Source organism: Succinimonas amylolytica DSM 2873 (assembly GCF_000378405.1).
Taxonomy (GTDB): domain Bacteria; phylum Pseudomonadota; class Gammaproteobacteria; order Enterobacterales; family Succinivibrionaceae; genus Succinimonas; species Succinimonas amylolytica.
The window spans coordinates 178,277-182,149 of sequence record NZ_KB899639.1 but is presented as its reverse complement, the minus strand read 5'-3'; the positions used below and the strand labels follow the sequence as shown (position 1 = coordinate 182,149).

Here is a 3,873-nt window from a genome sequence, read left to right as displayed (position 1 = left end):
GAGCGAAACCAGCAATCAGGGCAAAGTGATCTGTGCCAGCGTCAGCATGACCCAGCCAACTTAACGGGGGCCGGAACGGATCTTACCGAAGAGATCCGGGCCGTCACTCCATGCCAGGGCATGCAGCGTTCCGAATGCGGCTTAAGGGCCGTCGCTTTCGTTTGTCCGCCGGGGAGCTTTCTTTCATAATAAATAAGCAATAAGAATGACAGAGGAGTATCAGCACGCAACAGTAGTAGTGCCTCTGCTATCCAGACACCACAATCAGATGTCAGCCCTGTTGCTATCTTAATTAATCTATGCTGTCTCATTTTTCTGTTTGAACAAACTAACTGATTAGCATTTATTTATTAGAGCTACACACATATTTATTTCGGATAACTAATGACACGTTCAAACACTTACAGATTTCCCTAATATGGATCCAATTTGATTGACTGCCAGAAAATATCATACACAAATCGAGGTTACATAATTTATGAAATTCAAATACTTAGTTACTCTCCCAGTCCTAGTGTCTGCTACAGTCAGTGCTAATGAATGTGAAAATTTCTATGAGAGCAAAACCTATGACAAGGCTGTTACTTCATGTCAGGATTCCTGTAACCAAAATGAAGGCATAGGGTGCAAATCCTTAGGTAACTTATACTTTTACGGTCTTGGTCTAGAAAAGAACTACAGTCAGGCTATTACCTATTTCGAAAAAGCCTGCAACATGAACTTTGGCCCCGGGTGTAACAACTTAGGTACCTCATATTACTATGGCCTTGGCGTGAAACAGGATTACAACAAAGCTTACGCCTATTACGAAAAAGCATGCAATATGGGGGACAAAAACGGATGTTACAACTTAGGTGTTTCATTCGAAGAAGGCAAGGCCGTACAACAGGACTACAGTAAAGCTAGTGCATATTTCGAAAAAGCCTGCAACATGAACTTTGGCCTCGGGTGCGCCTCCTTAGGTTATTTACATCATAATGGCCTGGGCACAAAACAGGATTACAGCAAAGCTAATACTTATTACGAAAAAGCCTGCAACATGAATTCTGCCAGTGGGTGCCTCCTGTTAGCTAATTTTTCCAGCGAAGACAACGGAAGTGTAAAACCGGATCACAGTAAAGCTTTTGCCTATTACAAAAAAGCCTGCGATCTTGATGATGAGAGTGGCTGCTTTAAATTAGGTATTTCATACACCCAAGGCAAAGGCGTACAACAGGACTACACTCAGGCTAATACCTATTATGAAAAAGCCTGCAGTATGAACTATGGCCCCGGATGCTTCAAGTTAGGTAATTCATATTTCAAGGGCCAGGGTATAAAACAGGATTACAGCAAAGCCATTACCTATTACGAAAAAGCCTGTAAGCTGGATAATGACACTGGCTGCTATAACTTAGGTATTATGTACACCGAAGGTATAGACGTACAACAGGACTACAGTAAAGCTAATGCCTATTACGAAAAAGCCTGCAACCTTAACTATGGCGCCGGCTGCAACAACTTAGGTTCCTCATATCACAAGGGCCGGGGTGTAAAACATGATTACAGCAAGGCTAATACCTATTTCGAAAAAGCCTGCAGCATGAACTATGCCCGCGGGTGCGTCACGTTAGGTTATTTTTATAGCACCGGTAATGATGTGAAACAGGATTACAGCAAGGCTAACACCTATTTCGAAAAAGCCTGCAGCATGAACTACGGCCCAGGGTGTTTCAACCTTGCTAATTCATATGATACTGGGCGTGGCGTAACACAAAATAGGAGCACTGCAAAAAAATACTATCAAAAATCCTGTGATTTAGACGCTCTAAAAGGATGTTTTACGTACCGCATACTGAATGAACAGGGGTACTAGGACTTCCCATAACTACAATTGCTTTGCGATAGTGTAACAGAAGGAGTTTATCCCACTAGTAACAAAATCACCAGTTAGTGTTCCCCTGAAAACAATAAAAAAGAAAAATTCAATTTTCACATTTTACTACAGGAGTATCCAAATTAAACAAAGCTGGACATAAACTATTTTGCTATCTTTCATATAATTAAGCAATACTAAATTTAATACTTTTAGATAATAATTGTATCTCCGGAGACTAGTTATGTTATCCCTAAAAAAGTCGTTATTCCATTTAATAGCCATTTCATTATTTTCCTGTTTTAATTTGTCTTCTGCCGGTATTATCAATTCTCAATTAGCTAATCCTTCCGCCAATACTGCTACTCAGAGTATTGTTGGATCCTGGAAGGGTGTAGATAATGATGGAAAGGAGTTAACGCTTGATTTTTCAAACGATGGCAAAATTCGTCTGCGGCAGGAAGCAATTGATTTTATCGGTTATTACCGTGTTAATGATAATTTTATCAATTTATCTGTTAATGAGAATTTTGATCAATTATCAGAGTCATGGTCTTTTCAATTATCCGGTAATACACTAATTATTAAATCCTCAGATGGTTCTGCTCAATTAACTCGCGGATCTACCTTATCCCCTGCTGTTCCCTCAAATGATACTTTTTTTCCTGATGGTACCTATAACTGCAGATGGCCCGGTTTCCAAAAAGCAATGGAAATTCAATATCAAGGATTAATAAGGATACCTCAGATATCCTTTGTTTTCTCAGGTAATAACTTTCAGCTAATTATGAATATGGCAATGGTATATAATGATATAAATACGGGATTTAGTACCAACATGAACATCCAGTTAATTTCCACTGGAAAATACTCGATCTCTGGCAACATGTTCAAATCTAATGTTCAGCAAATTAGAACTATTCCTCACATGGATCTCAATGCTATTAATGCTGGTAATTTGGGGAATGGCTTTACTCTTGGAGAACAGCCTCCCACGAAAATTGAATATATCCAGGGGGGATTTGCCATGGGGGATCGCTCTGCCAGTATCCCTGCTGAAGTGCAAATGCAAATGCAGCAATATAATCTAACCGCTTCTGATTTTATAATGACCTGCACAAAAAATTAAATAATATTATAGATATGGTGTAAGAGCTTGATGTTTATTAAAGATGAATGATAAACATCATTATTCCGTTTGTTACGTTTTTTTTCGTAATACAATTTTTAACATCTACACCATATTTACATTGTATTCAATCCCAGACAACCGTGCGTAAAATACAGATTTTCTGCATATCAGATATTTTAATATGAAATACAAAAGTCTTATAATTTTCTGTTTGTTATTATCTGCAGATGCCCTATCTGATGATTTAACAACCTGCAAAAACTTAACTGATAATTATATATTTTCTCAAGCTATTATTGTCTGTGAACAGCTATGCAACAAAAATATAGGTTCTGGCTGTCTGGCTATGGGAGACATTTACATTACTCCACAATTTGAAAATCACAATCTCGAAAAATCAAAATCATTTTATGACAAATCCTGCAACCTTGACGATGCTTTAGGATGTTTTAAGGTTGCTGAATTATATTACTATACTCCAAGACCAAATTATACTCTGTCATTAGAATACAGCAGGAAATCCTGTCACTTAAATAATGCAGACGGGTGTTTTCTTCTTGCAAGATCATATGAACTTGGAAAAGGCGTGCAGCCCGATCCTAATCGGGCCAAGCAATACTATAAAGTTTCATGTTCCTTAAATAATATACAGGGATGCGGAAACCTGAGCGCTCTTTACTTTAATAGCTCCAATGGAAATAAGCCTGATTTGGAAAATGCCAAATTATATGCAGAAAAAGCATGTGATTCTAATAACGGTGTGGGCTGCAGTGTTTTAGGCTTAATGTACAATTAAAAGTTTCACAATTCTACGGACTATAACCTCTAATTTTCAGTGTTTTGTGAAACTGTAACCTTTCTTGGTCTCCCCCTCGGTCTACGAGGT

Annotated in this window: 3 protein-coding genes; all 3 read left to right on the top strand. The window is 38.3% G+C overall.

Annotation, left to right across the window (positions count from 1 at the left end; translation table 11 throughout):
• Positions 1-478 precede the first annotated feature (478 nt).
• The 3 genes from F557_RS21520 to F557_RS21955 all read left to right on the top strand — a co-directional run bounded on the left by F557_RS21520 (position 479) and on the right by F557_RS21955 (position 3,783).
• The gene (locus tag F557_RS21520; protein WP_019003037.1) at positions 479-1,855 is read left to right on the top strand and encodes a tetratricopeptide repeat protein; all 1,377 of its coding nucleotides are present in this window, start codon (positions 479-481) and stop codon (positions 1,853-1,855) included.
• 244 nt (positions 1,856-2,099) lie between these two features.
• Positions 2,100-2,984, top strand: coding sequence for a hypothetical protein (locus F557_RS0114985; RefSeq protein WP_019003036.1), 885 nt, complete (start codon positions 2,100-2,102; stop codon positions 2,982-2,984).
• Positions 2,985-3,168: 184 nt separating this feature from the next.
• On the top strand, positions 3,169-3,783 hold the full coding sequence (locus F557_RS21955; RefSeq protein ID WP_084761673.1) for a tetratricopeptide repeat protein: 615 nt from the start codon (positions 3,169-3,171) through the stop codon (positions 3,781-3,783).
• The last annotated feature ends 90 nt before the right edge of the window (positions 3,784-3,873 follow it).

Bases quoted from the DNA above. Each gene is read 5' to 3' on its own strand.
- F557_RS21520 (WP_019003037.1), top strand. From the start codon at position 479: ATGAAATTCAAATACTTAGTTACTCTCCCAGTCCTAGTGTCTGCTACA.
- F557_RS0114985 (WP_019003036.1), top strand. From the start codon at position 2,100: ATGTTATCCCTAAAAAAGTCGTTATTCCATTTAATAGCCATTTCATTA.
- F557_RS21955 (WP_084761673.1), top strand. From the start codon at position 3,169: ATGAAATACAAAAGTCTTATAATTTTCTGTTTGTTATTATCTGCAGAT.